The sequence below is a fragment of the Curtobacterium sp. USHLN213 genome (genome assembly GCF_037144815.1).
Classification (GTDB): domain Bacteria; phylum Actinomycetota; class Actinomycetes; order Actinomycetales; family Microbacteriaceae; genus Curtobacterium.
This window is the reverse complement of sequence record NZ_JBBCYQ010000006.1, coordinates 219,815-243,404: the sequence shown is the minus strand read 5'-3', so window position 1 is coordinate 243,404 and position 23,590 is coordinate 219,815. Positions and strand designations below refer to the sequence as shown.

24 protein-coding genes and 1 tRNA gene are annotated in these 23,590 nt (G+C 71.6%); 15 read left to right on the top strand and 10 right to left on the bottom strand.

Going from position 1 to position 23,590, the window contains the following annotated elements:
• Positions 1-76 precede the first annotated feature (76 nt).
• The 5 genes from WFH25_RS10665 to WFH25_RS10645 all read left to right on the top strand — a co-directional run bounded on the left by WFH25_RS10665 (position 77) and on the right by WFH25_RS10645 (position 3,468).
• Positions 77-1,501 carry a glucose-6-phosphate dehydrogenase gene (locus WFH25_RS10665; RefSeq protein WP_083403423.1) on the top strand — a complete coding sequence of 475 codons (1,425 nt, stop codon included), beginning with the start codon at positions 77-79 and terminating at the stop codon, positions 1,499-1,501.
• A 27-nt stretch (positions 1,502-1,528) separates the two neighbouring features.
• Entirely contained in the window at positions 1,529-2,314 is a 786-nt protein-coding gene (locus tag WFH25_RS10660) for a dienelactone hydrolase family protein (protein WP_336697633.1), read from the top strand.
• A 90-nt stretch (positions 2,315-2,404) separates the two neighbouring features.
• Positions 2,405-2,477: transfer RNA gene (locus WFH25_RS10655), tRNA-Arg, on the top strand.
• 132 nt (positions 2,478-2,609) lie between these two features.
• The gene (locus WFH25_RS10650) at positions 2,610-3,050 is read left to right on the top strand and encodes a DUF7718 family protein (protein WP_309886197.1); all 441 of its coding nucleotides are present in this window, start codon (positions 2,610-2,612) and stop codon (positions 3,048-3,050) included.
• A complete protein-coding gene (locus WFH25_RS10645) occupies positions 3,043-3,468 on the top strand; it encodes a hypothetical protein (RefSeq protein ID WP_309780254.1) in 426 nt (141 codons plus the stop codon). Before WFH25_RS10650 ends, WFH25_RS10645 begins: the two co-directional genes overlap by 8 nt.
• 16 nt (positions 3,469-3,484) lie before the next feature.
• On the opposite strand, the gene WFH25_RS10640 is transcribed toward WFH25_RS10645, so the two are convergent.
• The 7 genes from WFH25_RS10640 to WFH25_RS10610 form a co-directional block, all read right to left on the bottom strand.
• Positions 3,485-3,745: a hypothetical protein gene (locus tag WFH25_RS10640; protein ID WP_092386063.1), complete on the bottom strand. Its 261-nt coding sequence runs from the start codon at positions 3,743-3,745 to the stop codon at positions 3,485-3,487.
• A 56-nt stretch (positions 3,746-3,801) separates the two neighbouring features.
• Entirely contained in the window at positions 3,802-4,896 is a 1,095-nt protein-coding gene (locus WFH25_RS10635) for a hypothetical protein (RefSeq protein WP_336697632.1), read from the bottom strand.
• 128 nt (positions 4,897-5,024) lie between these two features.
• Positions 5,025-6,119, bottom strand: coding sequence for an alkene reductase (locus tag WFH25_RS10630; RefSeq protein WP_336697631.1), 1,095 nt, complete (start codon positions 6,117-6,119; stop codon positions 5,025-5,027).
• Between the two features lie 52 nt (positions 6,120-6,171).
• On the bottom strand, positions 6,172-6,384 hold the full coding sequence (locus WFH25_RS10625; RefSeq protein WP_175473687.1) for a hypothetical protein: 213 nt from the start codon (positions 6,382-6,384) through the stop codon (positions 6,172-6,174).
• A 63-nt stretch (positions 6,385-6,447) separates the two neighbouring features.
• The gene (locus tag WFH25_RS10620) at positions 6,448-6,891 is read right to left on the bottom strand and encodes a MarR family winged helix-turn-helix transcriptional regulator (protein WP_336697630.1); all 444 of its coding nucleotides are present in this window, start codon (positions 6,889-6,891) and stop codon (positions 6,448-6,450) included.
• A 289-nt stretch (positions 6,892-7,180) separates the two neighbouring features.
• Complete coding sequence (locus tag WFH25_RS10615; protein WP_336697629.1) at positions 7,181-9,817, bottom strand: MMPL family transporter; 2,637 nt, start codon at positions 9,815-9,817, stop codon at positions 7,181-7,183.
• 73 nt (positions 9,818-9,890) lie between these two features.
• Positions 9,891-10,529, bottom strand: coding sequence for a TetR/AcrR family transcriptional regulator (locus tag WFH25_RS10610; protein ID WP_139219791.1), 639 nt, complete (start codon positions 10,527-10,529; stop codon positions 9,891-9,893).
• 145 nt (positions 10,530-10,674) lie between these two features.
• Between WFH25_RS10610 and WFH25_RS10605 the strand changes: the two genes are divergently transcribed.
• From WFH25_RS10605 to WFH25_RS10595, 3 genes are all read left to right on the top strand, one after another.
• Positions 10,675-12,156 (top strand): mannitol dehydrogenase family protein, encoded by a 1,482-nt coding sequence (locus WFH25_RS10605; RefSeq protein WP_336697628.1) that lies wholly within the window; start codon positions 10,675-10,677, stop codon positions 12,154-12,156.
• Positions 12,157-12,250: 94 nt separating this feature from the next.
• Complete coding sequence (locus WFH25_RS10600) at positions 12,251-12,946, top strand: helix-turn-helix transcriptional regulator (protein WP_071296009.1); 696 nt, start codon at positions 12,251-12,253, stop codon at positions 12,944-12,946.
• A gap of 95 nt (positions 12,947-13,041) precedes the next feature.
• Positions 13,042-13,413, top strand: a complete 372-nt coding sequence (locus WFH25_RS10595) for a VOC family protein (protein WP_071296008.1) — start codon at positions 13,042-13,044, stop codon at positions 13,411-13,413.
• Positions 13,414-13,455: 42 nt separating this feature from the next.
• Here WFH25_RS10595 and WFH25_RS10590 read toward each other — a convergent pair whose 3' ends face one another.
• Positions 13,456-14,007, bottom strand: coding sequence for a GNAT family N-acetyltransferase (locus WFH25_RS10590; RefSeq protein ID WP_309886228.1), 552 nt, complete (start codon positions 14,005-14,007; stop codon positions 13,456-13,458).
• Positions 14,008-14,047: 40 nt separating this feature from the next.
• Positions 14,048-15,040, bottom strand: coding sequence for an alpha/beta hydrolase (locus tag WFH25_RS10585; RefSeq protein WP_336697627.1), 993 nt, complete (start codon positions 15,038-15,040; stop codon positions 14,048-14,050).
• 113 nt (positions 15,041-15,153) lie between these two features.
• Here WFH25_RS10585 and WFH25_RS10580 point away from each other — a divergent pair, with 113 nt between their 5' ends.
• The 7 genes from WFH25_RS10580 to WFH25_RS10550 all read left to right on the top strand — a co-directional run bounded on the left by WFH25_RS10580 (position 15,154) and on the right by WFH25_RS10550 (position 22,499).
• Positions 15,154-16,065, top strand: coding sequence for an ABC transporter ATP-binding protein (locus tag WFH25_RS10580; RefSeq protein ID WP_336697626.1), 912 nt, complete (start codon positions 15,154-15,156; stop codon positions 16,063-16,065).
• On the top strand, positions 16,062-16,925 hold the full coding sequence (locus WFH25_RS10575; RefSeq protein WP_336697625.1) for an ABC transporter permease subunit: 864 nt from the start codon (positions 16,062-16,064) through the stop codon (positions 16,923-16,925). The genes WFH25_RS10580 and WFH25_RS10575 overlap by 4 nt, the downstream gene beginning before the upstream one ends.
• Before the next feature lie 2 nt (positions 16,926-16,927).
• A complete protein-coding gene (locus WFH25_RS10570) occupies positions 16,928-18,187 on the top strand; it encodes a sensor histidine kinase (RefSeq protein WP_139219792.1) in 1,260 nt (419 codons plus the stop codon).
• Positions 18,188-18,835: a response regulator transcription factor gene (locus WFH25_RS10565; RefSeq protein ID WP_336697624.1), complete on the top strand. Its 648-nt coding sequence runs from the start codon at positions 18,188-18,190 to the stop codon at positions 18,833-18,835.
• Positions 18,836-18,971: 136 nt separating this feature from the next.
• Positions 18,972-21,023, top strand: coding sequence for a transglycosylase domain-containing protein (locus tag WFH25_RS10560; RefSeq protein ID WP_336697623.1), 2,052 nt, complete (start codon positions 18,972-18,974; stop codon positions 21,021-21,023).
• Positions 21,024-21,072: 49 nt separating this feature from the next.
• On the top strand, positions 21,073-22,074 hold the full coding sequence (locus WFH25_RS10555) for a zinc-binding dehydrogenase (RefSeq protein WP_336697622.1): 1,002 nt from the start codon (positions 21,073-21,075) through the stop codon (positions 22,072-22,074).
• Entirely contained in the window at positions 22,071-22,499 is a 429-nt protein-coding gene (locus WFH25_RS10550) for a MarR family winged helix-turn-helix transcriptional regulator (RefSeq protein ID WP_336697621.1), read from the top strand. Before WFH25_RS10555 ends, WFH25_RS10550 begins: the two co-directional genes overlap by 4 nt.
• Positions 22,500-22,557: 58 nt before the next feature.
• On the opposite strand, the gene WFH25_RS10545 is transcribed toward WFH25_RS10550, so the two are convergent.
• A complete protein-coding gene (locus WFH25_RS10545; protein WP_336697620.1) occupies positions 22,558-23,580 on the bottom strand; it encodes an ABC transporter substrate-binding protein in 1,023 nt (340 codons plus the stop codon).
• Positions 23,581-23,590 lie beyond the last annotated feature (10 nt).

Genomic DNA, 23,590 nt, shown 5'->3' with positions numbered 1-23,590 from the left:
CCCTCGCGCCGGACTGGACCCCACCGTACCGACGTCTCCCGGCCACACGCCGGAACGCATGAGTACGTTCTGGGGCATGTCGAGCCTCCAGACCTCCCTGCTCATCCTCGGTGCCAGCGGCGACCTGTCCAAGCGGCTCCTGCTGCCGGGCCTGGCCACCCTCCTCGAGGTGAAGGACGACTGGGACGTCCAGCTCGTCGGAGCCGGCGTGGAGGACATCTCGGACGCCGACTGGAAGGCGCAGGTCCGCGAGTCCTTCGAGAACGCGCAGGCGTCGAAGAACGAGGAGGACGAGGGGGCTGCCGACGGCGGTGAGCGCCTCAGCGAGCGGCTCCTCGGTGTCATCGACGCCTCGACCTACCGCAAGGCGGACGTCACCGACGCCGACGACCTCCGGACCCTGCTCGGCGACTGCCGGTACGACCCCGCGATCTACTTCGCCCTGCCGCCCGCCGTCACCGAGAAGAGCTGCGAGGTGCTCAAGGACCTGGACCTGCCGTCCGGGACGCGCCTGGCGCTGGAGAAGCCGTTCGGCACCGACGCCGAGAGTGCCGAGCACCTCAACGACGTGCTGCACTCGTTCCTCCCCGAGGAGCGCATCCACCGGGTCGACCACTTCCTCGGCCGGTCCACCGTGCTGAACCTGCTCGGCCTCCGCTTCGCGAACCGCATCATCGAGCCGCTGCTGTCGTCCGCGCACGTCGCCCGCGTCGACATCGTCTACGACGAGACGCTCGGACTCGAAGGGCGTGCGCGCTACTACGACAAGGCGGGGGCGCTCGTCGACATGATCCAGAGCCACCTGCTCCAGGTGATGGCCGTGGTCGCGATGGAGGCGCCGGCGTCGATCGACGCGGACGACCTGCGCACCCAGAAGGAGCTGGTGCTCCGTGCCGTCCGGCCGTGGGGCGGCGACGTCGTCGCGGCGGGCAAGCGCGCCCGGTACACCGCGGGCACGATCGGCGACCGGTCGCTGCCGTCGTACGCCGACGAGGAGGGCGTGGACCCGTCCCTCGGGACCGAGACGCTCGCGCAGCTCACCCTCGAGATCGCGAACTGGCGCTGGGCCGGGGTGCCCTTCACGCTGCGGTCCGGCAAGGCCCTCGCCGAGCAGCGCCGTGAGATCGTGATCACCTTCAAGGACTCGCCGCACGTGCCGGTCGGCCTGCACGGTGCGGAACTGCCCGACCGGCTCCGGATCTGGATCGCACCCGACGAGATGCAGCTCGAGCTCAACGTCAACGGCGCCGGCGACCCGTACACGATCGACCACACGAGCCTGGACGTGACGTTCAACCCCGGACGCCTCAGTGCCTACGGCGAGGTGCTCGCCGGGGTGCTCGAGGGCGACGCCACCCTGTCCGTCCGCGGGGACAGCGCCGTGCAGGGCTGGAAGGTCGTCGAGCCGTTCCTGCAGGCCTGGCGCAGCGGGAAGGCCCCGCTCGACGAGTACCCGGCAGGCTCCGAGGGACCCGGTTCCTGGGACAACATCGACTGCTGACGGACCGCGCGGCGTAGGTTCCGACGCGTGACCACGATCGACGACGTCCTGCAGACCGTTCCCGAACCCGCCGGAGCCGACGTGCGCGTCGATCCCGTCCGCTACGACCACGAGGGCACCCCGCTGCTCGGCGTGCTGGCGAAGGACGCGGCGATCGCCGGTCGTCGCCCGGCCGTGCTCGTCGTCCACGACTGGCACGGCGTCAACGAGCACGTCGAGGCGCGCGTCACGATGCTCGCCCGCCTCGGGTACGTGGCCTTCGGCGCCGACGTCTACGGCGAGGGCGTCCGGCCGGGCGACGACACTGCCGCCCAGGTCGCCGGGTCGTTCTACCAGGACCTGGCGCTCATGCGGGCCCGCGTCCGCGCCGGCCTCGACCGCCTGCTCGAGGACCCCGACGTCGACCCCGCCCAGGTCGTCGTGATGGGCTACTGCTTCGGCGGATCCGCCGCGCTCGAACTCGCGCGCACCGGGGCCGACCTCGTCGGCGCGGTCTCGTTCCACGGTGGGCTGCTCACGCACGACCCCTCCGACGCGGCCGACGTCCGGGCGAAGCTCCTCGTCCTGACCGGCGCCGCGGACCCGGTCGTGCCGGACGAGAAGGTCCACGCGTGGCAGGACGAGATGCGGGCGGCGCCGACCGTCGACTGGCAGGTCGTGACCTACGCGGGCGCGATGCACGCCTTCGCGGTCCCCGGCACCGACGCACCGGACCACGGCGCCCAGTACCAGGCACGTGCCGACCGTCGGTCGTGGCGGGCACTCGAGGTGTTCCTCGCCGAGGTCTTCGACGAGGAGCTCGCCGCGCTCTGAGGGCCGACACGCCGAGGGCGGGCTCGGGGCGGCCTCGATTGGCGTTCGGGGCCGGAGCTGTTGTAGAGTCTTCCACGGCCGCAAGGCCACGCGCTCGTAGCTCAATGGATAGAGCATCTGACTACGGATCAGAAGGTTGGGGGTTCGAGTCCCTTCGAGCGCACTGCACCACCGAACCGATCGAAGGCCCCGTCGCACTGCGACGGGGCCTTCGTCGTGTTGGCAGTGGGCCGCAACGCGAGTTCGCATGCGAACTCCTTGCAGCCCGATCTCCGTGCTGTCTAGGTTCGTGCCCATGGCACGGCGCACCCAGCAGCAGCGGCGAGATGAGCGTCGTGCGCGTGCCACGGCAGAGCGAGTCACCGCCGACCAGACACGCGGCGAGTACCGGCCGCCGGACCGGTCCACCTGCAGCGAGCGCTCCTGGTACCAGAGCGTCGACGACGCCGACACCGTCCGGGTCGACCACCGGCTCTTCCGGAGCGGCGGGAGGCTGGTCGACTTCGCCATCCTCGTCCACACGCTCGACATCGACGGGGAGTGGATCGAAGCTGCTCGTGTCGACTGCTGCCACGGGTACGTCCACCTCCACCACACCTCGGGCGAGGTCAGCGGCATCGGGCCGGTCCACAGAGCCGACGATGTGGCCGCACTCTTCGCCGTGGCATCGGACCAGGCCATGCGGTACGCCGTTACAATCCGGGACATGAAGGGCAGGGACGAGCGCGATGTCTGAGCTGGACGCATTCCGTGCGGAGATCAACCGGTCGCTCGCAGTCGGCGACTTCGCGGCCGTCGAACTCGAGGTCGTGGACGTCGAAGGCCGCACGCCGGTCGTCGTGGCCCTGGCAGACGAACGTCTCCCGGTGCTGTTGCGGCGGATCGAGGCGGTGGGCGGCTACGCGAACGTCTTCGTGAAGACGGGCAGTGGTGTTCGTCGCGTCGCCGTGATGGACGTCGACGGCGCGCTCGACGTCCGGTCCGCCGATGACATGCGGTCGGCAGCTGAACAGCCGAGCTCGGACAGCACGGTCGGGGCGTTCGTCGACTACCTCGCACACCGGGTCGGCGGTGTCGTCCTGCCGGCTCGCCTCGCGACCGCGTCGCGCAGCGCTCTGCCCGCACGTCAGGTGGAGATCGTGGCCGCCCGCTGACCGCGGGGCTGGCGCGTCAGCGCAGGCGCGCCGCCTGCTGCCGGTCCTTCTCGTGCTCCCGCACCACCGCGCTCACCGCGAGCCACAGGAGCAGCGACACGAACCACCAGAAGCTCACCACGGCAGCAGCGCCGGCGAGCGACGCCGCGAGCGGCACGAGCTCGACCGAGTCCGGTCCCTTGCCGAAGATGACGATCGCCGAGACCCAGAGCCCGATCGCCGCCAGCAGGGAGATGATCCACACGACCAAGAGACCGTCGCGCCACCCGTTGTTCACGGGACCACCGTACCGGAGCGTTCGCACAGGAACGCCGCGGACGCCGAGCAGCCCGGTCAGGGCAGGTTGATCGCCACGATCAGCGCGACGAACCCGAGCGTCACCGTCCCGACGATGAGCACCGTCCCGGCGCCCCAGGTCGTCCGGAGCCGCCGTCCGGGCCTCGCGACCTCCCGCACCCGCACGACCGGGCCGTCATCGGCGGCGACCGCTGCCTCCGAGCGCTCGTCCCGCCACCGCGCCCAGCGCTCGACCCGGTCGTCGAGGGCGTCGACCGCCGCCGCGAGGGCCTCCCACCGCTCGGGCCGGTCCGTGATCAGGTCACGGGCGCTGATCAGGTACATCCAGTCGTCCACGATCTCGACGTCGAGCCCCCGCAGGTGGTCGACGAGCCGCGCCATCACGTCCGGCGTGAACAGGTACAGCGCGTCGCGTTCGTACCCGGCGGGGCAGTACAGACGGAAGTACCGGTCGAAGTCGCCCTCCAACGACAGCACCTGCGAGCCGCGAACGACCGACGAGGTGTGCAGCGGGCGTCGAGGGCCCTCCTCGGAGCGCAGCAGGATGTTCGGCAACGCCACGGGCAGACGCATCGCGCAGTACCCGCCGAACGCCGGCGAGGTGTTCGTCATGGTCGACCGGACGAGCTCGTGGTTCGCGAACTCCAGGCCTCGGGGCCCGGGGGTCCGGAGCACCCGGTAGCAGTTCAGCGCGCCGCGTCGACGGAGCGGGGCGTCACGACGGGTCCCGGTCGGGCCCGGGCTGTACGTCATGCCGTTGGCTGCCGCGAACCGGGCGAGGCGGTGGTGGACCCGCTTCCGCGGGCGCCGGCGCCGCACCCGGATCCACGCCCAGGTGCAGAGGACCCCGGCCAGGCCGAGGAAGGCGCCGATCACGCTCTGCACGAGCACGGCGGTCGCCACGTCCTCGCCGCCCTCGGCGACGGTGGCGGTGATGACGAGGGTGAACGCGAGCAGGCCGATCGGCAGGCAGAGTGCTCCGGCGCCGAGGACGATCCGTCGGACGAGTCCGACCAGGTCGCGCGCCTCGGGGTGTTCGGCGACGAGGGCCTTCCAGGTCCGTCTCGCGTCGCGGCGTCGGACCGGCTCGGTGAGGGCGGTGGTGTCGATCGGTGTGCGCAGTGCCTGCACGGTTCCCCCCGGTTCGTGACCTCACGACCCTACCGGGTGGGCAGACGGACGGGGGGGGGGGGGGCGGGGGGGGGGCGGGCGGCCCCCCCCCCCCCCCCCGCCTCCCGTCCGACAGCATGACGCGTCGACTACGCGACCTGCGCGCGCACCTCGGCCAGCGTCGGGTAGTCGGTGTAGCCCTCGGCGCCGTTGCCGTAGAACAGCTCCGGGCGCGGCTCGTTCAGCTCGGTGTCCTGCTCCCAGCGGTACGCGAGGTCCGGGTTCGCGATCGCCGCGCGACCGACGCCCACGGCGTCCGCGTGGCCCTGCGTGACGAGGGCGATGGCCTCGTCACGGGTGGTCAGCGCGCTGAAGCCGGAGTTGGCGATGAACGGGGCACCCGCGGTCCGGCGGATGTGCTGCACGAGGTCGCCGGTCGGCTCGGCGTGCAGGATGTCGACGAAGGCGAGTCCGAGCGGCGCGAGACCCTCGGCGACGGCGGTGTAGACCGCGCGGACGTCCGCCGGGTCGCTCTCGAGGACACCCTGGATGCCGTGCTCGGGGGAGAGGCGGATGCCGGTGCGGTCGGCGCCGATGGCCTCGGCGACGGCGGTGGTGACCTCGATCGCGAAGCGGGCGCGGTTCTCGGGCGACCCGCCGTACTCGTCGGTGCGCGTGTTCGACGCTGCCGACATGAACTCGTGCACGAGGTAGCCGTTCGCGCCGTGCACCTCGACGCCGTCGAGTCCGGCGGCGATCGCGTTGCGGGCGGCGCGGACGAAGCCCTGGACGGCCTCGCGCACCTCGTCGGTGGTCAGGGCGTGCGGGACGGGCATGTCCGCCTTCGAGCCGTCGGGGAGGTGGGTCTGCCCGGGAGCGGCGATCGCGGACGGGGCGACGATGCGCGGCGTGCCGGAGATCGCGGTGTGTGACACCCGGCCACCGTGCATGAGCTGCATCACGATGCGACCGCCCTCGGCGTGCACGGCGTCGGCGACGCGGCGCCACCCGGCGATCTGTTCGTCGGTCTCGATGCCGGGCTGCCCGGGGTAGGAGCGGCCTTCCTGCACGGGCCAGGTCCCCTCGGTGACGATGAGCCCGAGGCCGGCGCGCTGGGCGTAGTGCTCGACGAGCAGATCGTTCGGGATGCCGTGCTCACCGGCGCGCGTGCGGGTGAGGGGCGCCATCACGATGCGGTTCGACAGGGGGAGTGCGCCGAAGTCGGCGGGTTCGAAGAGCTTCACGTCCGGGTGGAACGACGTGTTGCCGGGTGCAATTCCCGCTCGGGGCGGATCGTCAGGCTCGGGGGCACACGAGCGTCGAGGAGCGCACCTGCCCCTCGGGACGGATCACCTGGTGCTGGGAGAGGGGCTGGCCGCAGATCGGGCAGCCGCGGTCGATCGTGCGGTCGTCGATGCCCTCGGGGTGGCCGGCGCCGATCTGCGACGGGCCCATCTTGGCGATGAGCGTGCTGTTCCACCGTTCGTACCACTGTCCGAAGCGACCCACGGTCCGTCCTTTCGTTCGTACACGAACCATTGTGCCACGAACGGCTTCGCAGCACACGGCCGATCACACGGTGTCGACGCGTTCGAGCAGTTCGGTGAGCTCGTCCTTCAGTGCTTCGAGGCGTTCCAGCGGCCAGTCGAGGCGGTCGGCGACGGCGAGCGGGACCGCCCGGGCCTGTTCGCGCAGGGAGCGCCCGGCGACGGTGAGGGAGACCTCGAGCTGGCGTTCGTCCGTGGTGCTCCGGGTGCGGCGGACGTAGCCGGAGGCCTCGAGACGCTTGAGCAGCGGGCTGAGGGTGGCCGAGTCGAGCCGGAGTTCGCGGGCGATCTCGCGGACGGAGCGCGGGTCCAGCTCCCAGAGGGCCAGCATGACCAGGTACTGCGGGTGTGTCAGGCCCATGGGTTCGAGCAGGTCGCGGTAGAGCCCGATGACGCTCCGGCTCGTCGCCGCGAGCGCGAAGCAGAGCTGTCGGTCGAGGGCGAGCGGGTCGACGTCGGTCTCGGTCATCCGCCCACCCTACCGTTCGTGTACGAACGAGCGGGCGGGGTCTGCGCGCGCGGTGCTCGGTCGCGTGGTTGCGGGCGCGGGATTGCGACGTCGTCGCGGTCGTACGACATCGGCGATGTCGCTGTAGCGCGCGTGCAACGGTTGCGGGCGCGGGATTGCGACGTCGTCGCGGTCGTACGACATCGGCGATGTCGTTCCGGCTCGGCAGACGGGCGCCGGACGCGACGCACTGGAGGCGCGGGCCGACCCGTGTGGGTCGACCCGCGCCTCCTGGGTGGTCGCGTCGTGCCTACGCGCGGTGCGCCGGCGGGTGCCCCGACTCGTGCGCGTTCGCGTCCGGCTCCACGGGGAGCGCGTGCGACCCGGTGTGGGTGCCCTCCTGCCCACCGGCCGGGTGCGACCGCTCGAGCTTGGCGCCCTCGACGTCGACGTCCGGCACGATCCGGTCGAGCCACTTCGGGAACCACCACGCGCTCTCGCCGAGCAGGTGCATCGCGGCCGGGATGAGCAGCATCCGGACGACGAAGGCGTCGACCAGCACTCCGAACGCCAGGCCGAAGCCGATCGGCTTGATGGTGGAGGAGTCCGAGAAGATGAAGCCCGCGAACACCGAGATCATGATGATCGCGGCCGCCGTGACCACCGCGCGACCGGCGTGCAGGCCTCGCTGGACCGCGACCTTCGCCGAGGCTCCGTGGGCGTACGCCTCGCGCATGCCCGACACCAGGAAGAGCTGGTAGTCCATCGCGAGCCCGAACAGGATGCCGATCTCGATGATGGGCAGGAAGCTCAGGATCGGTGCGGGGTCGTGCACCCCGAACACGCTGCCGAGCCAGCCCCACTGGTAGATCGCGGTCAGGCCACCGAACGACGCCAGGACGGACAGGATGAAGCCGGCCGTCGCGGTGATCGGCACGAGGAACGACCGGAACACGATGATGAGGATGATCAGCGACAGGCCGACGACCACCACGAGGTAGAGGGGCAGCACGTTCGAGAGCTTCTCGGACACGTCGATGTTGGCGGACGCGTTGCCGGCGACCCCGAGCGTGACCTTCCCGTCGTCGGTGGAGACGGTCTGCTCGCGGAGGTCCTTCACGAGGGTCTCGGTCGAGACGCTGTCCGGGCCACCGGCGGGCTTCACCTGGAACGCGATGATGTCGCGGTCCTTCGAGGCGCCGATCGGCAGGACGGCCTTGACGTCGTCGTTCTTCGCGATCGCTTCACCGATGGTGACCTCGGTCGCGGTGACGTCGTCCTCGGTGACCGAGTCCGGCAGGGTGGCGACCACGAGGAGCGGCCCGTTCTGGCCGGCACCGAACTCGTCGTCGAGGGCCTTGTACGCCTTGTACTGGCTGGACTCCACGGACTCCGACGCACCCGTCGGCAGGCCGAGGCGCATCTGCGTGGCGGGGAGGGCGATGGTGCCGAGCACCGCGACGCCGGCGACGAGCGTGATGACCGCGCGCCAGGTCGACATCGGCTTGTTCGGGACGCGCGTCGAGTCGGTGTTGCCGATCTTCGCGCGCTCCTTCTTCCGGAGGATCCGCATGCCGATGAGCGACAGCAGCGCCGGGGTGAAGGACGTCGCGATGAGGATCGCGAAGAACACGGCGACGGCACCGACCGTGCCCATCAGGCCGAGGAACGGGATGCCCGTGATGTTCAGGGCGAGCAGCGCGACGATGACGGTCGCGCCGGCGAAGACCACGGCGTTGCCGGAGGTGCCGTTCGCGAGCCCGATGGACTCGTGCACGCCCATGCCCTGCTTCAGCTGGGTCCGGTGTCGGTTGAGGATGAAGAGCGAGTAGTCGATGCCGACCGCCAGGCCCAGCATCACCCCCAGCACCGGCGTGACCGAGATGAACTCGACGAGGCTCGAGAACGACAGGGCCGCGAGGGATGCGACGCCGACGCCGAGCACGGCGGAGACGAGCGGGACGGCGGCGCCGATGATCGTGCGGAGCATGAGGAACAGCACGATCGCGGCGATGATCACGCCGCCGATCTCACCGGGGCCGAGGATCGACGGGACGCCCTGGGCGATGTCGTTCGAGACGTACACGTCGACGCCGCTGATGTCGGCCGCCTCGGCGTCGTCCGCGATCTGGGTCTTCGTGTCGGCCGGGACCTCGTAGGTCGACTTCGTGAACTGCACGGTGCCGATGACGGCGCTGCCGTTCGACGACACGAAGCGGATGTCCTTCGACAGGTCGAGGAGCTTGGAGCCCTGCTCGAGCTCCTGCTCGCTGTCGTCGAGCTTCTTCGTGTTGTCGTCGATCTTCTGCTGTGCGGCCTCGATCTGCTGCTCGCCCGAGGTGATCTGCTGCTGCTGCGCGTCGATCTGTGCCTGTGCCTGGGCGAGCTGGGTCTGGGCGGCCGCCGCCGCGGCACCTCCCGCTGCCTCGGCCTGGGCCTTCTGCGCGTTCAGCTGGGCCTGCGCGCTGGCGATCTGCTCCTTGCCGGACGCCAATTGCGACTTCTGCGCGTCGAGCTCCTTCTGACCGCTCTCGATCTGCGCACGGCCGTCGGTGATCTGCTCGCGGCCGTCGACGATCTTCTGCCGCTGGTCGTCGAGCTGCTGCTGGGTGTCGAACCCGCTCGTGGCGCCCTTGACGCCGTCGAGCTTCTCGACCTTCTGCAGGAAGTCGGCGACGTCGGACTTCTGGGCGTCGCTGAAGGCCTTGCCGTTCGTCGTCTCGAAGACGATCGTGCCGGTGCCGCCGTTCGCGGACGGGAACTTGTCGGCGAGCTCGTCCTGCACCTGGCTCGTCTTGGTGTTCGGGATCGTGATCGACGACGAGATGGTGCCGGCGAAGAGCGAGTACGTGACACCCGCGATGCCCATGATCACCACCCACGCGATGATCACGAGCCAGTGGCGTCGTGCGGAGAACCGTCCGAGACGGTAGAGGAGACCGGCCATGCGGTTGCCCCGATCCTTTCGTTGTCAGCTGCTGTGGAGCGGGGTGCGCCGGTGGACCCCTGGGAGGGAAGTGTCAGTCGTCGGCCATGTAGCCGCTGCGGACGCTGTGCACGAGTCGTGCGAGCAGGGCGTCCCAGTCGTCGAGCGCGTCCTGGTCGAGGCGGGGTCCGGTCGTCGTGAGCCAGTGCTCGGCGATCACGACGATCCCGCTCATCAGGGACTCGACGAGGAGTGCGGCGTCGAGGGCGTCGGCGGCCGGGTGGCGTCGGGCGACCTCGTCGCGGAGTCGTTCGGTGACCCGTGCGAAGGCGGTCTGCGTGAGCACCGCGGCCTTGGGGTCGTCCTTGCCGGGGTCGCCGAGGATCCGGTACATCCCGGCGATCGCGGGCGCCAGGTCGGCACCGCGGGCGGCAGACTCGAGTTCGTCGAACATCGACGACCGGCTACCGTCGCCGACCGGGGTCTTCGCCATGTCGGCGAGGAAGCGGTCGATGATGACCGAGAGCTCCTGCTCGCAGACGGCGAGCAGGACCTCGTCGAGGGACCCGAAGTGGTTGAACACGGTCCGACGGGCGATGTCGGCCCGTGAGGCGAGGTCCTCGACGCTGAACCCGCGGCCCCCGCGCTCCTCGACGAGGTCGCGGGCGGCCTGCAGGATCGCCGCACGGTGCTTCGCCTTGAGGGCAGCACGGCGGTCGATCGACAGGGTCACGGCCCCGACACTAGGTGCATCGATGCACTCGGTGCAACGACGTGGAGAGCATCTTCAGGTACGTACCCCGGCGGGAACCGTGGTTCTGAACAGATGTGCACGTGGTTGACTGGGCGAGCACGTCCGCCGTACGAAGGAGTACCCGATGCCCGTCCGTCTGTCCCCGCAGCACCTCGACGAGATCGCCGCGAGCGGTGTCGCCGTCCCGACCTACGACCGCGACGGGATCACCGCCGGCATCGTGCACTTCGGCGTCGGCGGCTTCCACCGGGCGCACCAGGCGATGGTGATCGACCGGCTGCTCCAGCAGGGCGAGGCCCGCGAGTACGGCATCTGCGGCGTCGGCGTGCTCGAGCAGGACCGTCGGATGGCCACGGCGATGGCCGAGCAGGGCGGGCTGTACACGCTCGTCCTCAAGCACCCCGACGGCACCCGCGAGTCCCGCGTGATCGGCAGCATCGTCGACTACCTGCTCGCCGTCGACGACCCCGACGCCGTCGTCGAGAAGATGGCGCACCCGGACACCCGGATCGTCAGCCTGACCATCACCGAGGGTGGCTACAACTTCGACCACGTCACCGGCGAGTTCGTCGCCGACGAGCCGGGCGTCGCGGCCGACCTGCGCGGCGACGGCCCGCCGCACACCGTGTTCGGACTCGTCGTCGAGGCCCTGCGGCGCCGGCGGGACCGTGGGCTGGAGCCCTTCACCGTGATGTCCTGCGACAACATCCAGGGGAACGGGCACGTCGCCCGCGAGATGTTCACCGCCTACGCCCGGCTGCAGGACCCGGCGTTCGCCGACTGGATGGACGAGCACGTCTCGTTCCCGAAGTCGATGGTCGACCGGATCACCCCGGTCACCGCCGACGAGGACCGCGCCTGGGTCCGTGACGAGCTCGGCATCGAAGATGCCTGGCCCGTCGTCGCCGAACCGTTCTTCCAGTGGGTGCTCGAGGACGACCACCCCGCCGGGCGCCCGCCGTACGAGCAGGCCGACGTCCAGATCGTCGACGACGTCGAGCCGTACGAGCTCATGAAGTTGCGGCTGTTGAACGCGAGCCACCAGGGCCTGTGCTACTTCGGGTACCTGTCCGGGTACCGCTACGCGCACGAGGCCACGCAGGACCCGGCGATCGCGACCTTCCTGCGCCGGTACATGGACGAGGAGGGCACGCCGACCCTGCACCCGGTGCCCGGCATCGACCTCGAGGACTACAAGTCCACCCTCATCGAGCGCTTCCAGAACCCCGAGGTCCGCGACACCCTCGCCCGGCTCTGCGCCGAGTCGAGCGACCGCATCCCGAAGTGGCTGCTGCCGGTGGTGCGCGAGAACCTCGCCGCCGACCGACCCGTCACCCTGTCCGCGGGCATCGTGGCCTCATGGGCACGCTACGACGAGGGCACCGACGAGTCCGGCGAGCCGATCCAGATCGTCGACCGGCTGGCCGAGCCGTTGCACCGCATCGCGCTCACGCAGCGGGACGACCGGCTCGCCTTCATCCGGAACCGCCAGGTCTTCGGGGACCTCGTGGACGACGACCGGTTCGTCACGGCCTACCGCGACGCCCTCGACGGGCTGATCGCGGACGGTGCCCACGCGACGGTGACGCGCCTGTCGCGTTCCTGAGACGCGACCGTCCACGGTCCAGGAGGCGCGGTGCCAGGCCGCACCGCGCCTCCTGGCCCGTCCCGTGGTGCGTCCAGGGCGCTAGGGTCGCGTCGTGAACCGGACCGACCGCCTGTACGCGCTCGTCGAGGAGCTGCGCGCGGCGGCACCCGGCCGACGGAGCGCTCGTCGCCTGGCCGAGCACTTCGGGGTGAGCGTCCGCACCGTCGAACGGGACCTGCGCGCGCTGCAGGAGGCCGGCCTCCCGATCTGGTCCGAGCCCGGACGCACCGGCGGGTACACCATCGACGCCCGCGCGACGCTCCCGCCCCTCGGGCTCACGGTGGACGAGGCGCTCGCCGTGGCGATCGGCCTCGGGACCCTCGGCGCGAGCCCCTTCCGCGACGCCGCCAGGAGCGCAGCGCGCAAGGTCACCGCGGTGCTCGCCGAGGACGACGCCCGACGGACGGCACGACTCGCGGCACGGGTGCTCCTGCTCGAGGCGGGGGACCGGGCCCCGGCACCCGTCGCACTCGCAGGGGCGCTCACCGGCGGACGCGTGGTGCGGATGCGGTACCGGGACGCGACCGGCACCGAGACCGACCGCACGGTCGAGCCGCTCGGGTACGTCGGCAAGGGGGAGGACTGGTACCTCGTCGCCTGGTGCCGACTGCGCGACGGGGTCCGGGCGTTCCGCGGCGACCGGGTGCTGGCCGTCGAGGAGACCGACGAGGTCGCGCCGCCGCGGGTCGTCCGGACCGAGGAGCTCGACATCCCGCACGGGGTGCTCCGACCCGTCCTCGGGGACTGACGGACCGATCCACGGAAACCCCGACAGGACGGTGTCGCGGACGGCGAGGATGCTCGACCCCGGGTGGCCACGGTGGTCACCCGGGAAGGCACACCGTGGAGTTCGCATCGATCCGCATCATCACCGACGACCTGGACGGGATGGTGGCCTTCTACGAGCGCGTCACCGGCACCACCGCCCGACGTCCGGCTCCGGTCTTCGCGGAGATCGTGACCGGCGGCCTCGTGCTCGCGCTCGGGACGCCGGCGACGGTCGCGGTGCTCGGCGTCGACGCGCCCCGGGCGGGTGCGGCGGGCAGCGCGATCGTCGAGTTCCTCGTGGCGGACGTGGACGCGACGTTCGACCGCCTGCAGGTGGGTCCCGCCGACGTGGTGCTGCCGCCGACGACGATGCCGTGGGGCAACCGGTCCGCGATCCTCCGGGACCCGGACGGCACGCTGGTGAACCTGTTCAGCCGTCCCGCGTGACCGTTCCGGTTCGTCGACCCCGGGAATCGCGAACCGCGACGGTCAGCGCTCGTCGTCGTCCCACGGCACCGGCGTGGTCGTGCCCGTCTCCCAGTCGCGGCGGAGCACGCCGTACCCGACCGAGGCGACGGGGCGTCCGCCCTCGACGGGCCAGCCCTCGCGGTAGTGCGCCTCCTTCACCCAGCCGGCGCGGACGAACACGCGCCGCATCGCGACGTTGTCCTCTCGCGTCTGCCCCTCGAAGCGCGTGACCTCGGGCAGGGTGCGGAACACGTGGTCGGTCGTCGCGCGGAGTGCCGGGACGCCGAGGCCCTGCCCGCGGAACCGACCGGCGATCCGGAGGTCGAAGAGCGGGACGGGGTCGGCCAGGTCCTCGAGCCGGACGATCCCGACGCGGCCGAGCTCGTCGTGCTCCAACCAAGAGGTGTCGTGCTCGTCGTCGCGGTACGCACCGGCGTCGACGGCGGCCTCGGCGTCAGCGCGGGGGATGGTGCGCCGGACGTGGAACGGGAACTCCTCGCCGGTGAGGAACGCGATCAGGTCGGTGCGGTCGGCGCCGGTCGGGTCGAGTCGGACGAGCGAGACGGAGGACATGGCGATCAGGGTAGCGGCGTCGTGTTCAGCGGCGTCGTGTTCAGCGGGGGAGCGAGGCGGCCCAGCGGCCGACCGCGTCGTAGGCGCGCTCGCGGACCTCGGGGGCGGAGAGCACGACGTCGTGCACGGCGCCGTGCAGGCGTCGGACCGTGACCTCGCTGCCGAGGGACAGGGCACGGTGCGCGACGACGTCCACGTTGAGCGCGACGTCCGCCCGCGCCATCCCGTCGTCCCACCGGGGTTGCAGCATGCTCTTGTCACTGAGGAGGACGAGCACGGGCACCTCGAGGTCGAGTCCGGCCTCGACCGTGGCCTGGCCGTCGAACACCGCGGCGAGCCAGTTCGGGTGCAGGGGGAAGCCCCGGTCGGGTCGCCACTGCTGGTCGTACGTCCACGAGCCCTCGCCCGCGGCGGACACCGTGCGGGTGTAGAAGCCGGGGTCGACGGCGGGCATCGGCGCGAGCGGGTTCCGACGGGCGCCGAGCTTGATGACCGGCGCCACGATCGCACGGCCGACCGCGCTCGCCTGGAACTCGAGCCACGGGCTGTTCAGGATGAGACCGTCGACCCGGTCGGCGTGCCGGGCCGCCCACAGCGACAGGGTCAGACCGCCGGTCGAGTGGCCCATCGGCACGAGCCGACGACCGGTCTCGCCGTGGTGCTCCGCGGCGATGGCGTCGAGCGCGGCGGCGATGTCCTCGTCGTAGGTGGCGAGGTCGTCGACGTTCCCCGGGGTCTGCCGCGGTCGCAGGCTCCGCCCGTACTTGCGCAGGTCGAGGGCGTGGAACCGGGCGCCGAGCCGCTCGACGCGCTCCGCGAGCTCGACCTGGAAGAAGTAGTCCGACCAGCCGTGCACGTACAGCACGTCGACGCCGTGCAGCGGACCGCGCGCGTGCAGCAGGAGGTCCGCTGCGGATCGGCGTCGTCGGACGAGCGTCGCCACCACCGGTCCCTCGTGGTCCTCGCCGAGCGGGAGCTCGAGGCGCTCGAACGGCGCCCCGAGGACGTCATCGCGCCACCCGTGGTCCGCCATCCGTCGAGCGTATCCGGAGCCCCTCCGCGTGGTACCGGGGTACCACGCAGCGCGCCCGGAGATCGGTTCCGGTGCCGATGTGCGGGCGGGTGCGGTCTCCGTACGGTTGCCGCATGATCGAGATCCAGAACCTGACGAAGCGCTACGGCGAGAAGGTCGCCGTCGACGACGTGTCGTTCACCGTCCGCCCCGGGGTGGTCACCGGCTTCCTCGGCCCGAACGGCGCCGGCAAGTCCACGACCATGCGGGCCGTGATGGGCCTCGACAGCCCGACCTCGGGCAGCGCCGTCGTCGACGGGCGCCCGTACCGCGAGCTCCGCGACCCGCTCCGCCGCGTCGGGGCGCTGCTCGAGGCGAAGGCCGTGCACAAGGGCCGCAGCGCGTACGACCACCTGCGCGCCCTCGCCGCGACGCACCGGATCCCGAAGGCCCGGGTCGAGGAGGTCATCGGCATGACCGGTCTCGAGCGGGTCGCGAAGCGGCGCGTCGGTGGGTTCTCCCTCGGCATGGGACAGCGGCTCGGCATCGCCGCGGCGCTCCTCGGCGACCCGCAGACGCTCATCCTCGACGAGCCGGTCAACGGCCTCGACCCCGAGGGCGTCGTGTGGGTGCGGCAGCTCGCCCGGAGCCTCGCCGCCGAGGGCCGTGCGGTCTTCATCTCGAGCCACCTGATGAGCGAGATGGCGCTGACCGCGGACCGCATCGTCGTGATGGGCCGTGGCCGGGTCCTCGCCGACACGGACCTCGCCGACCTCGTCGCGTCCTCGACCGAGCGCTCCGTCTCCGTCCGGACGCCGGAGCCCGACCGGCTCATGACCGCCATCGCCGGTCCGGACGTCACGGTCACGTACGAGGACGACGGCGCACTGCACGTGCGCGGACTCGGCGCGGAACAGATCGGCGAGGCGGCCGCTGCGTCCGGGATCGTCCTGCACCGGCTGGCCTCCACCGAGGCGAGCCTCGAGCAGGCGTACCTCGAACTCACGCACGACGAGGTCGAGTACCGGTCGGAGGTCGCACGATGAGCGCCACGACGACGATCGACCGGCCCCGCACGCTGCACCAGCACGACGCCGCACGCATCCGGTTCTCGGGCGTGCTGCACTCCGAGTGGATCAAGCTGCGGTCCCTCCGCTCCACGATCTGGAGCCTGCTCGTCCTCGTCCTCGTGCCGATCGGCATCGGCGTCCTGCTCGCCTCGCTGGCGGACGACGGGGGCCGGACCGTCACCGGGGACGCCGCCCGGAACGCGCTCGTGCAGTACAGCACCAGCGGTGCGACGATCGCCGTCCTGGTCGTGGCCGTCATCGGTGCCCTCGTCGTGACCGGCGAGTACGGCACCGGCATGATCCGGTCGACGTTCTCGGCGGTGCCCCGGCGGTGGGAGGCGCTCGCCGCGAAGGGCATCGTGCTCGCTGCGACCGTGTTCGTCACGAGCGCCGTCAGCGTGTGGGCGACGGCGTTCACGACGCTGCCGATCGCCGATGCGAACGGGGTCGAGGCCTCGCTCGACGCCAGCGTCGCGATGCCGCTGCTCGGTGCGTCGGTGTACCTGACCCTCATCGCGCTGCTCGCCTTCGCCGTGGGCATCGTGCTGCGCTCCACCGCGGGGGCGATCGCCACCGTGCTCGGGCTCATGTTGGTGGCCCCGGTGGTGGTCCAGCTCGTGCAGGGGTTCACGAACGCGACGTGGCTCGGCACGCTGAACAACCTGCTCCCGCAGAACGCCGGGCAGCCGCTCATGCAGTTCGGCACCGAGGACACCTCGGGCTGGCACGACGGCGTCCTAGCCTTGGGAGGGTGGAGCGGATTCGCGGTGCTGGCGGCCTGGGTGGTCGCGGCGTCGGTGACGGCACTCGTCCTGGCGCAGAAGCGGGACGCGTGACGATGACCGAACCCGTCCCCGGCGCCGTGCACGACGGCGCCGGGGACCTCACGCTGCCCGTCGCACCCGGGCGGATCCGGCGCTGGTGGGCCGGACACCCGCGTGCGGCGGACGTCCTGCTCATCCTGTTCTGGGGCGGCCCCGAGGTCGCCTTCGCGATCGGCGGCGTCTGGCGCGCGGACTCCTCGGTCACGAACACGGTCGTGGTGCTGGTCCTCGTCGGCATCGCGGTCGCGGGCATCCCGTTCCGTCGTACCCGGCCGCAGGTCACGGTCGTGGCCGGGCTCGTGTCCGTCGTCGCGATGGCGTGGACGGAGGCGGGGTACTCGCCGATGCTGTTCGCCGCCTTCGCCGCGTGCGTGTGGTGGTCGCGGGCAGCGGGGTGGTGGAGCATCGCCGTCGCGTCCGTGCTCGGTGCGGCGGCCACCGCGGTCCGGGTGTGGGTCGTGGCCCCGGGATCGGGTGGACTCGGCGAGGTCTTCGCACCCGCACTGCCGGCCTTCCTGGTCATCGCGGTGCTGATCGGCACGACGACCGGGGACCGCCGCCGCTACACCGAGGCGCTCATCGACCGGGCACGCCAGCTCGCCCGCGAGCGCGATCAGCAGGCCCGGCTCGCTGCGGCAGCCGAACGCGCACGGATCGCCCGCGAGATGCACGACATCGTGTCGCACTCGGTCACGGTCATGGTCCGACTGGCCGAGGGCGCCGCGGCGGGGCTGCCGGACGACGACCCGTCCGCGACGGCGATGCGCGGCGTCGCGGACGTCGGCCGGAGCGCGATGACCGACATGCGGCGCATGCTCGGTGTGCTGTCCGAGCCGGGTGCCGGCAGCGGCGGCGCCGACGCTGCGGACTCCCTCGCCCCGCAGCCGGCCGTCCGTGACCTCCCGCAACTCGTCGACGGCTTCCGCGCGCTCGGCACCCCCGTCACGCTCGAGGTCGCCGGTGGTCCGCCGGACGACGACGCCCTGCAGCTGGCGGTCTACCGCATCGTCCAGGAGGCCCTCACGAACGTCGTGCGGTACGCCCCCCGTGCCCGCGCGGTGACCGCCACCGTGACCACTTCGTCCGACGAGGTCGTCGTCACCGTGACGGACGACGCTCGACGGACCGCCCCCGCACCGCAGATCGGTGCCGGGCGTGGGCTCGTGGGCATCCGCGAGCGCGTGCACGCCCTCGGCGGCAGCGTCCACGCCGGTCCGCGCCCCGCGGACGGCTGGGAGGTCCGGGCGACGATCCCGGTCCGGAAGGAGGCCTGAGTGATCCGCGTCGCGATCGTCGACGACCAGCAGCTCATCCGCACGGGGTTCCGGCTCCTGCTCGACGCCCAGCCCGACATCGAGGTGGTCGGCGAGGCCGAGGACGGCGCCGCCGGCGTCCAGCTGGCACGCGCCCACCACCCGGACGTCGTGCTCATGGACGTCCGCATGCCCCGCGTCGACGGGGTCACCGCGACCGCCGCGATCGTCGAGCAGCTCCCCGACACCCGCGTGCTCGTGCTCACGACGTTCGACCTCGACGAGTACGCGTTCGGCGGGTTGCGAGCGGGGGCGAGCGGGTTCCTCCTGAAGGACATCAGCTCCGCGCAGCTGCTCGACGCGATCCGTGCCGTGGCCTCGGGTGAGGCGGTCGTCTCACCCCGCGTCACCCAGCGGATGCTCGACCTGTTCGGCACCCGGCTGCCGGATACGGGGGACGGCGGCCCGGACCCAGCGGCCGCGCTCACACCCCGGGAACGGGACGTGCTGCTCGCGATGGCGCGGGGACTGTCGAACCAGGAGATCGCGTCGTCGCTGCACACGAGCGAGTCGACGGTGAAGACGCACGTCGGCCGGGTCCTTGCGAAGCTCGGCCTGCGGGACCGCGTGCACGCGGTCATCTTCGCCTACGAGCACGGCCTCCTGTAACGATCCGTACCGCCTCGGGACCTTCCCAGCCGCCGTGACGGACTTCCCCGGGGAAGTCCCGGCTGTCGTCCGACCTCGGCTGGGACGCTCCGGGAACCGCAGCAGCGGTGATCCACACGAGGGGGAGGCCCAGGGGATGACGTTCAGACGTGCAGGAGGAGCCGCGCTCGGCTTCGTCGGCGGGAGTGTGCTCGCCGGGTTGCTGGTCGGGGTCGGCGTGACGCCGGTACTGGCGGTGGCAGGGGTGGGGACGACCTCGGCGATCGGGGTCTTCGACTCGATGCCGGAGTACATCGAGATCGGTGAGCTGCCGCAGCGCAACGAGGTCTGGGCGTACCGCGGCGGGAAGCCGGTGCACCTCGCGAACGTCTGGGCGCAGAACCGGCAGGAGCTCAGCCTCGACCAGATCAGCGACACCCTCGAGCACGCGGCCGTCGACGGCGAGGACAAGCGCTTCTACGAGACCGGCGGCGTCGACGCGACGAGCATGGTCCGGTCCCTCGTGAGCGTGGTCGCCGCGGGCGGCAAGGGCGGCTCCGGCGGGTCGACCATCACGATGCAGCTGGTGCGGAACATCAAGATCCAGCAGGCGAGCGAGCTCCCGACGGCCGAGGAGCGCGACGCCGCCTACAAGGAGGCGACGAAGCGTTCCGCGCAGCGCAAGCTCGCCGAGATGAAGCTGGCGATCGGCCTCGCGAAGGAGTACTCGAAGCAAGAGATCCTGTCGGCGTACCTCAACATCGCGTACTTCGGCGACCAGACGTACGGGGTGCAGGCCGCCGCGCAGCGCTACTACGGCAAGGACGCCACCGACCTGTCCCCGGCCGAGGCCGCGTCGCTCATCGCGATCGTGCAGTGGCCGGAGCGGCGGGACCTGTCGCGCCCGAGCCACTACGCCGACAACGTCGCCCGTCGCGACGTCATCCTCCGGTCGATGCACGACCAGGGGCACCTGAGCCGTGCCGAGCTCACCGAGGCACTGGCGTCGAAGCCGGCCGAGTACGTCCGCCTGACGCCCCCGCAGCAGGGGTGCGAGGCCGTCGCCCGCGGCGCGGAGTTCTTCTGCCAGTACGCGGTCGAGGCCGCTCGGGAACTGCCGCAGCTCGGCCCGACGCAGGACCGCCGCGACGACGCCTGGCGGAAGGGCGGGTACCGCGTGCAGACGACCCTCGACCTCGACCTGAACGGGCAGCAGAAGGCGCTGCTCGACCGCTACGACCCGGCCACCGAGTCCCGGTTCGCCCTCGGCGCCACGCTGGACACGGTCGAGGCCGGGACCGGTCGGGTCCTGACGATGGCGCAGAACAAGGACTACGACCGCTCGTCGAACGCCCCCGCGAGCGCGACCTCGCTGAACTACGCGACCGACGAGGCGAACGGCGACTCGACCGGGTTCCAGGTCGGCTCGACCTACAAGATGTTCACGCTCCTCCAGTGGCTGGCCGCCGGCAAGAGCCCCGACGCGGTCGTCGACGGCACCCGGCACGGGCGGAGCTCGTGGACGCAGTGCGGGCAGACGATCGACTCGTACTGGAACCCGAAGAACGACTCGCCGGGGCAGACCGGCCGCTTCACGGTCCGCGCGGCGACGGCGCAGTCGGTGAACGCCGCCTACGCGTCGATGGCCGAGCAGCTCGACCTGTGCGACATCCGCGACACCGCGGCGGCGCTCGGCGTGCACCCGGCGACCGGGGGAGCCCTGCCGGCGAACCCCGCGGCCGTGCTCGGCACGACGAGCATCGCGCCGCTCACCATGGCGGCCGCGTACGCCGGCGTCGCGAACGGCGGCGTGTACTGCGCGCCGGTCGTCATCGACCAGGTGACCTCGCGGGACGGCGAGCAGCTCGGCGGCGAGCAGCGCTCGTGCCGGCAGGCCGTCCCGACCGCCGTCGCGACCACCGCGTTCGAGGTCATGCAGGGCGCGTTCCGCGGCGGTACCGCGAACGGCGGGCAGACCCCGGACGGTGCGACGGTGTTCGGCAAGACCGGCACGACCGACGACGCCGACCAGATCTGGCTCATCGGCGGGACGTCCCGCGCGGTGACGGCCTACTGGCAGGGGAACACCGACGGCGGGAAGGCGAACCTGCGCCACTTCGACAACGTCGAGGGGACGTACGCGAGCACCCGTGCCGCCGTGTGGCGGCAGGCGCAGACGGCGGTCAACGCGGCGGTGTCCGTGGGGTGATCAGAAGGAATCGCTAGAAGTATCTTCCATGGAATGCTATTCTCGGACCATGGAAGACACGATGCGTGCGATCGTCCTCGATGGCCCCGGCTTGCCCGAGGCACTGCGGATGCGGACCCTGCCGATCCCCGACCCCGAGCCGGGCTGGGTCCTCGTCCGGGTCGAGGCGTTCGGCCTGAACCGGTCGGAGCAGCACTTCCGGCAGGGCCTCGGATCGTTCGGCTCCTTCCCGCGGGTGCCCGGCATCGAAGCCGTCGGTCGGGTCGTCCGGGCACCCGGTGGCGAGTTCGCCGAGGGGCAGCAGGTCGCCGCGCTCATGGGCGGCATGGGGCGCACGATCGACGGCGGCTACGCGGAGTACACCTGCGTCCCGGTGTCGAGCGTCGTCCCGTTCCGCAGCGACCTCGACCCCGCGGTGCTCGGTGCGCTGCCCGAGATGGTGCAGACCGCGTACGGGTCCCTCACCACGGGCGTCGACCTGCGTGACGGCGGGTCGCTCCTCGTCCGGGGTGGCACGTCGTCCGTCGGGCTCGCGGTCGCGGTGCTCGCGAAGGAGCGCGGTGCGACGGTCTTCTCGACGACGCGGTCGGCGGCCAACGCGGACGTCCTGCACGCCGCCGGCGTCGACCACGTGCTCATCGACGATGGCAGCGTGGCCGACCAGGTCCGAGCGGTGCTGCCTGGCGGTGTGGACGGCGCGGTCGAACTCGTCGGCACCGGTGCGCTCCGGGACACGCTGCGAGCCGTCGCCGTGCACGGCACGGTGTGCTTCACGGGCATGCTCTCGGACGAGTGGACCGTTCCGGACTTCTACCCGAACGACTTCATCCCGAACGGCGTCCGGCTCACGGCGTACTCGGGCGACGCGGCGGACCTGCCGGCGGCCGTCCTGCAGCGTGTGGTGGACGCCGTGGCCGTGGGGACCCTGTCGTTCCCGATCGGGCGCGTCCACGACTTCACCGAGGACGGCGTCGTCCAGGCGCACCGCGACATGGAGACCGGAGCCGTCCGCGGCAAGCTGGTCGTCCGCGTCGACGGAGCACAGCGATGACCCCGGCGGACCGCCTCGACTTCTTCGACACCCTGGTGCGGAGCCAGATCGAGCTGTGGAACGCCGTGGACCGTGCCGTCACCTCGGCGAGCAGCATGTCGCTCGGGCTCGCGACGGCCCTCCGGGTGCTCGACGCGCATGCTGGGACGGCGCGGGTGCAGGACGTCGCGGACACCGTGGTCATCACCGTCGGCGCGGCGAGCAAGGTCGTCGACCGACTGGAGCGCGAGGGGTTCGTCCGTCGGGTCCCCAACCCGGACGACCGGCGCTCGTCGCTGATCGAGGTCACCCCGCGGGGGGCGGGAGCACTCGCGCTGGCGCTCGACGCGCAGCGCGAGGCGCTCGCGCGCGCGACGGCGGGCGTGGACGACGAGCGTCTGGTGGCGGCGGGCGCGGTGCTCGGTCGTATCCGGGCCGACCCGTGACGGACGGGAGGCGGGGTGCCAGGGGGCCCCGCGCCTCCCGTCATCCACATGGTGGCGACTACGACAGCTTCTTGCTGTCCTCGAGCCAGCCCGCGAGCTGCTGCATGTAGCCGGCCTGCGACGCGTAGTCGAGCGCCGGGAAGGTCCAGCTGTGCACCTGGCCGGCCTCGAGCGCCGCGTTGTCGGCGAACGTCGGCTGCTTCTCGAGGTCGGCGACCTGGTAGCCCTGCTGCGACAGCAGGATCACGTCACCGGAGATCTGCCCGGCGTTCTCCCACGAGTAGATGCCCCAGTAGAAGCCCTTGGGCTTCGGGTTCACGAAGTCGACGCCGAAGGACGTGTACATCTGCAGCGTCGGCTCGTCGCTCGGGCGGGTGACGTAGGCGCCGTCGCCGTCGGCGTACATCGAGACGACCGAGAGGTCGGACTCCTTCGCGGCCTTCTCGAGGTCGTCCGCTGCGGTCTCGAAGCGGTCCTCGGCCTCGTCGACCGTGGACTCCTTCGCACCGAGCGACTCGGCGAGGTCGGCGATCGTCTTGATGACGTCCTCGCCCTTGCCGCCCCACTTGACCTGGGCGACCGGAGCGATCGCCTGGACCTGCTTCTGCTGTTCCTTGTCCTTGAAGCCGTAGCCCGGCTGGGTGGTGTCGAGCGTGCCCTTCTCGTCCGTCGGGTAGACCGAGGTGACGACGAGGTCGGGCTTCAGCGCGGCGAGCTGCTCGAGGTCGATGTCGCCGTAGGCCTCGCCGAGCTGCGTGATGCCGTCGGTGTCGAGGTCGTCGAAGCGGGCGTCCTTCGCCATGGTGAGCTGCCCGAAGGTGCCTACAGGCTTGAGCCCGTACTCGATGAACGAGATCGCGATGTCGTTGAGCACGACGATGCGCTTCGGGGTGTGGTCGACCTTGACGGTCGTGCCGGTGGCGTCCTTGTACGACCAGGCGCCGTCGGCTGCGGCGCTGCTGCCGCTGCCGGCGCTGTCGTCGGAGCTGTTCGTGCTGGAGCAGCCGGCGAGGAGGAGGGCCGAGACGGCCACGGAGGTCACGAGGGCGGCGCGGAAGGAGCCGCGGCGGAAGGTCTTCACGTTAGGAGAG

Excerpts from the sequence above, each read along its gene's own strand:
- WFH25_RS10665 (WP_083403423.1), top strand. The coding sequence starts at position 77 with ATGTCGAGCCTCCAGACCTCCCTGCTCATCCTCGGTGCCAGCGGCGAC.
- WFH25_RS10650 (WP_309886197.1), top strand. The coding sequence starts at position 2,610 with ATGGCACGGCGCACCCAGCAGCAGCGGCGAGATGAGCGTCGTGCGCGT.
- WFH25_RS10645 (WP_309780254.1), top strand. The coding sequence starts at position 3,043 with ATGTCTGAGCTGGACGCATTCCGTGCGGAGATCAACCGGTCGCTCGCA.
- WFH25_RS10620 (WP_336697630.1), bottom strand. The coding sequence starts at position 6,891 with ATGACCGAGACCGACGTCGACCCGCTCGCCCTCGACCGACAGCTCTGC.
- WFH25_RS10615 (WP_336697629.1), bottom strand. The coding sequence starts at position 9,817 with ATGGCCGGTCTCCTCTACCGTCTCGGACGGTTCTCCGCACGACGCCAC.
- WFH25_RS10605 (WP_336697628.1), top strand. The coding sequence starts at position 10,675 with ATGCCCGTCCGTCTGTCCCCGCAGCACCTCGACGAGATCGCCGCGAGC.
- WFH25_RS10590 (WP_309886228.1), bottom strand. The coding sequence starts at position 14,007 with ATGTCCTCCGTCTCGCTCGTCCGACTCGACCCGACCGGCGCCGACCGC.
- WFH25_RS10585 (WP_336697627.1), bottom strand. The coding sequence starts at position 15,040 with ATGGCGGACCACGGGTGGCGCGATGACGTCCTCGGGGCGCCGTTCGAG.
- WFH25_RS10580 (WP_336697626.1), top strand. The coding sequence starts at position 15,154 with ATGATCGAGATCCAGAACCTGACGAAGCGCTACGGCGAGAAGGTCGCC.
- WFH25_RS10575 (WP_336697625.1), top strand. The coding sequence starts at position 16,062 with ATGAGCGCCACGACGACGATCGACCGGCCCCGCACGCTGCACCAGCAC.
- WFH25_RS10570 (WP_139219792.1), top strand. The coding sequence starts at position 16,928 with ATGACCGAACCCGTCCCCGGCGCCGTGCACGACGGCGCCGGGGACCTC.
- WFH25_RS10560 (WP_336697623.1), top strand. The coding sequence starts at position 18,972 with ATGACGTTCAGACGTGCAGGAGGAGCCGCGCTCGGCTTCGTCGGCGGG.
- WFH25_RS10555 (WP_336697622.1), top strand. The coding sequence starts at position 21,073 with ATGGAAGACACGATGCGTGCGATCGTCCTCGATGGCCCCGGCTTGCCC.
- WFH25_RS10550 (WP_336697621.1), top strand. The coding sequence starts at position 22,071 with ATGACCCCGGCGGACCGCCTCGACTTCTTCGACACCCTGGTGCGGAGC.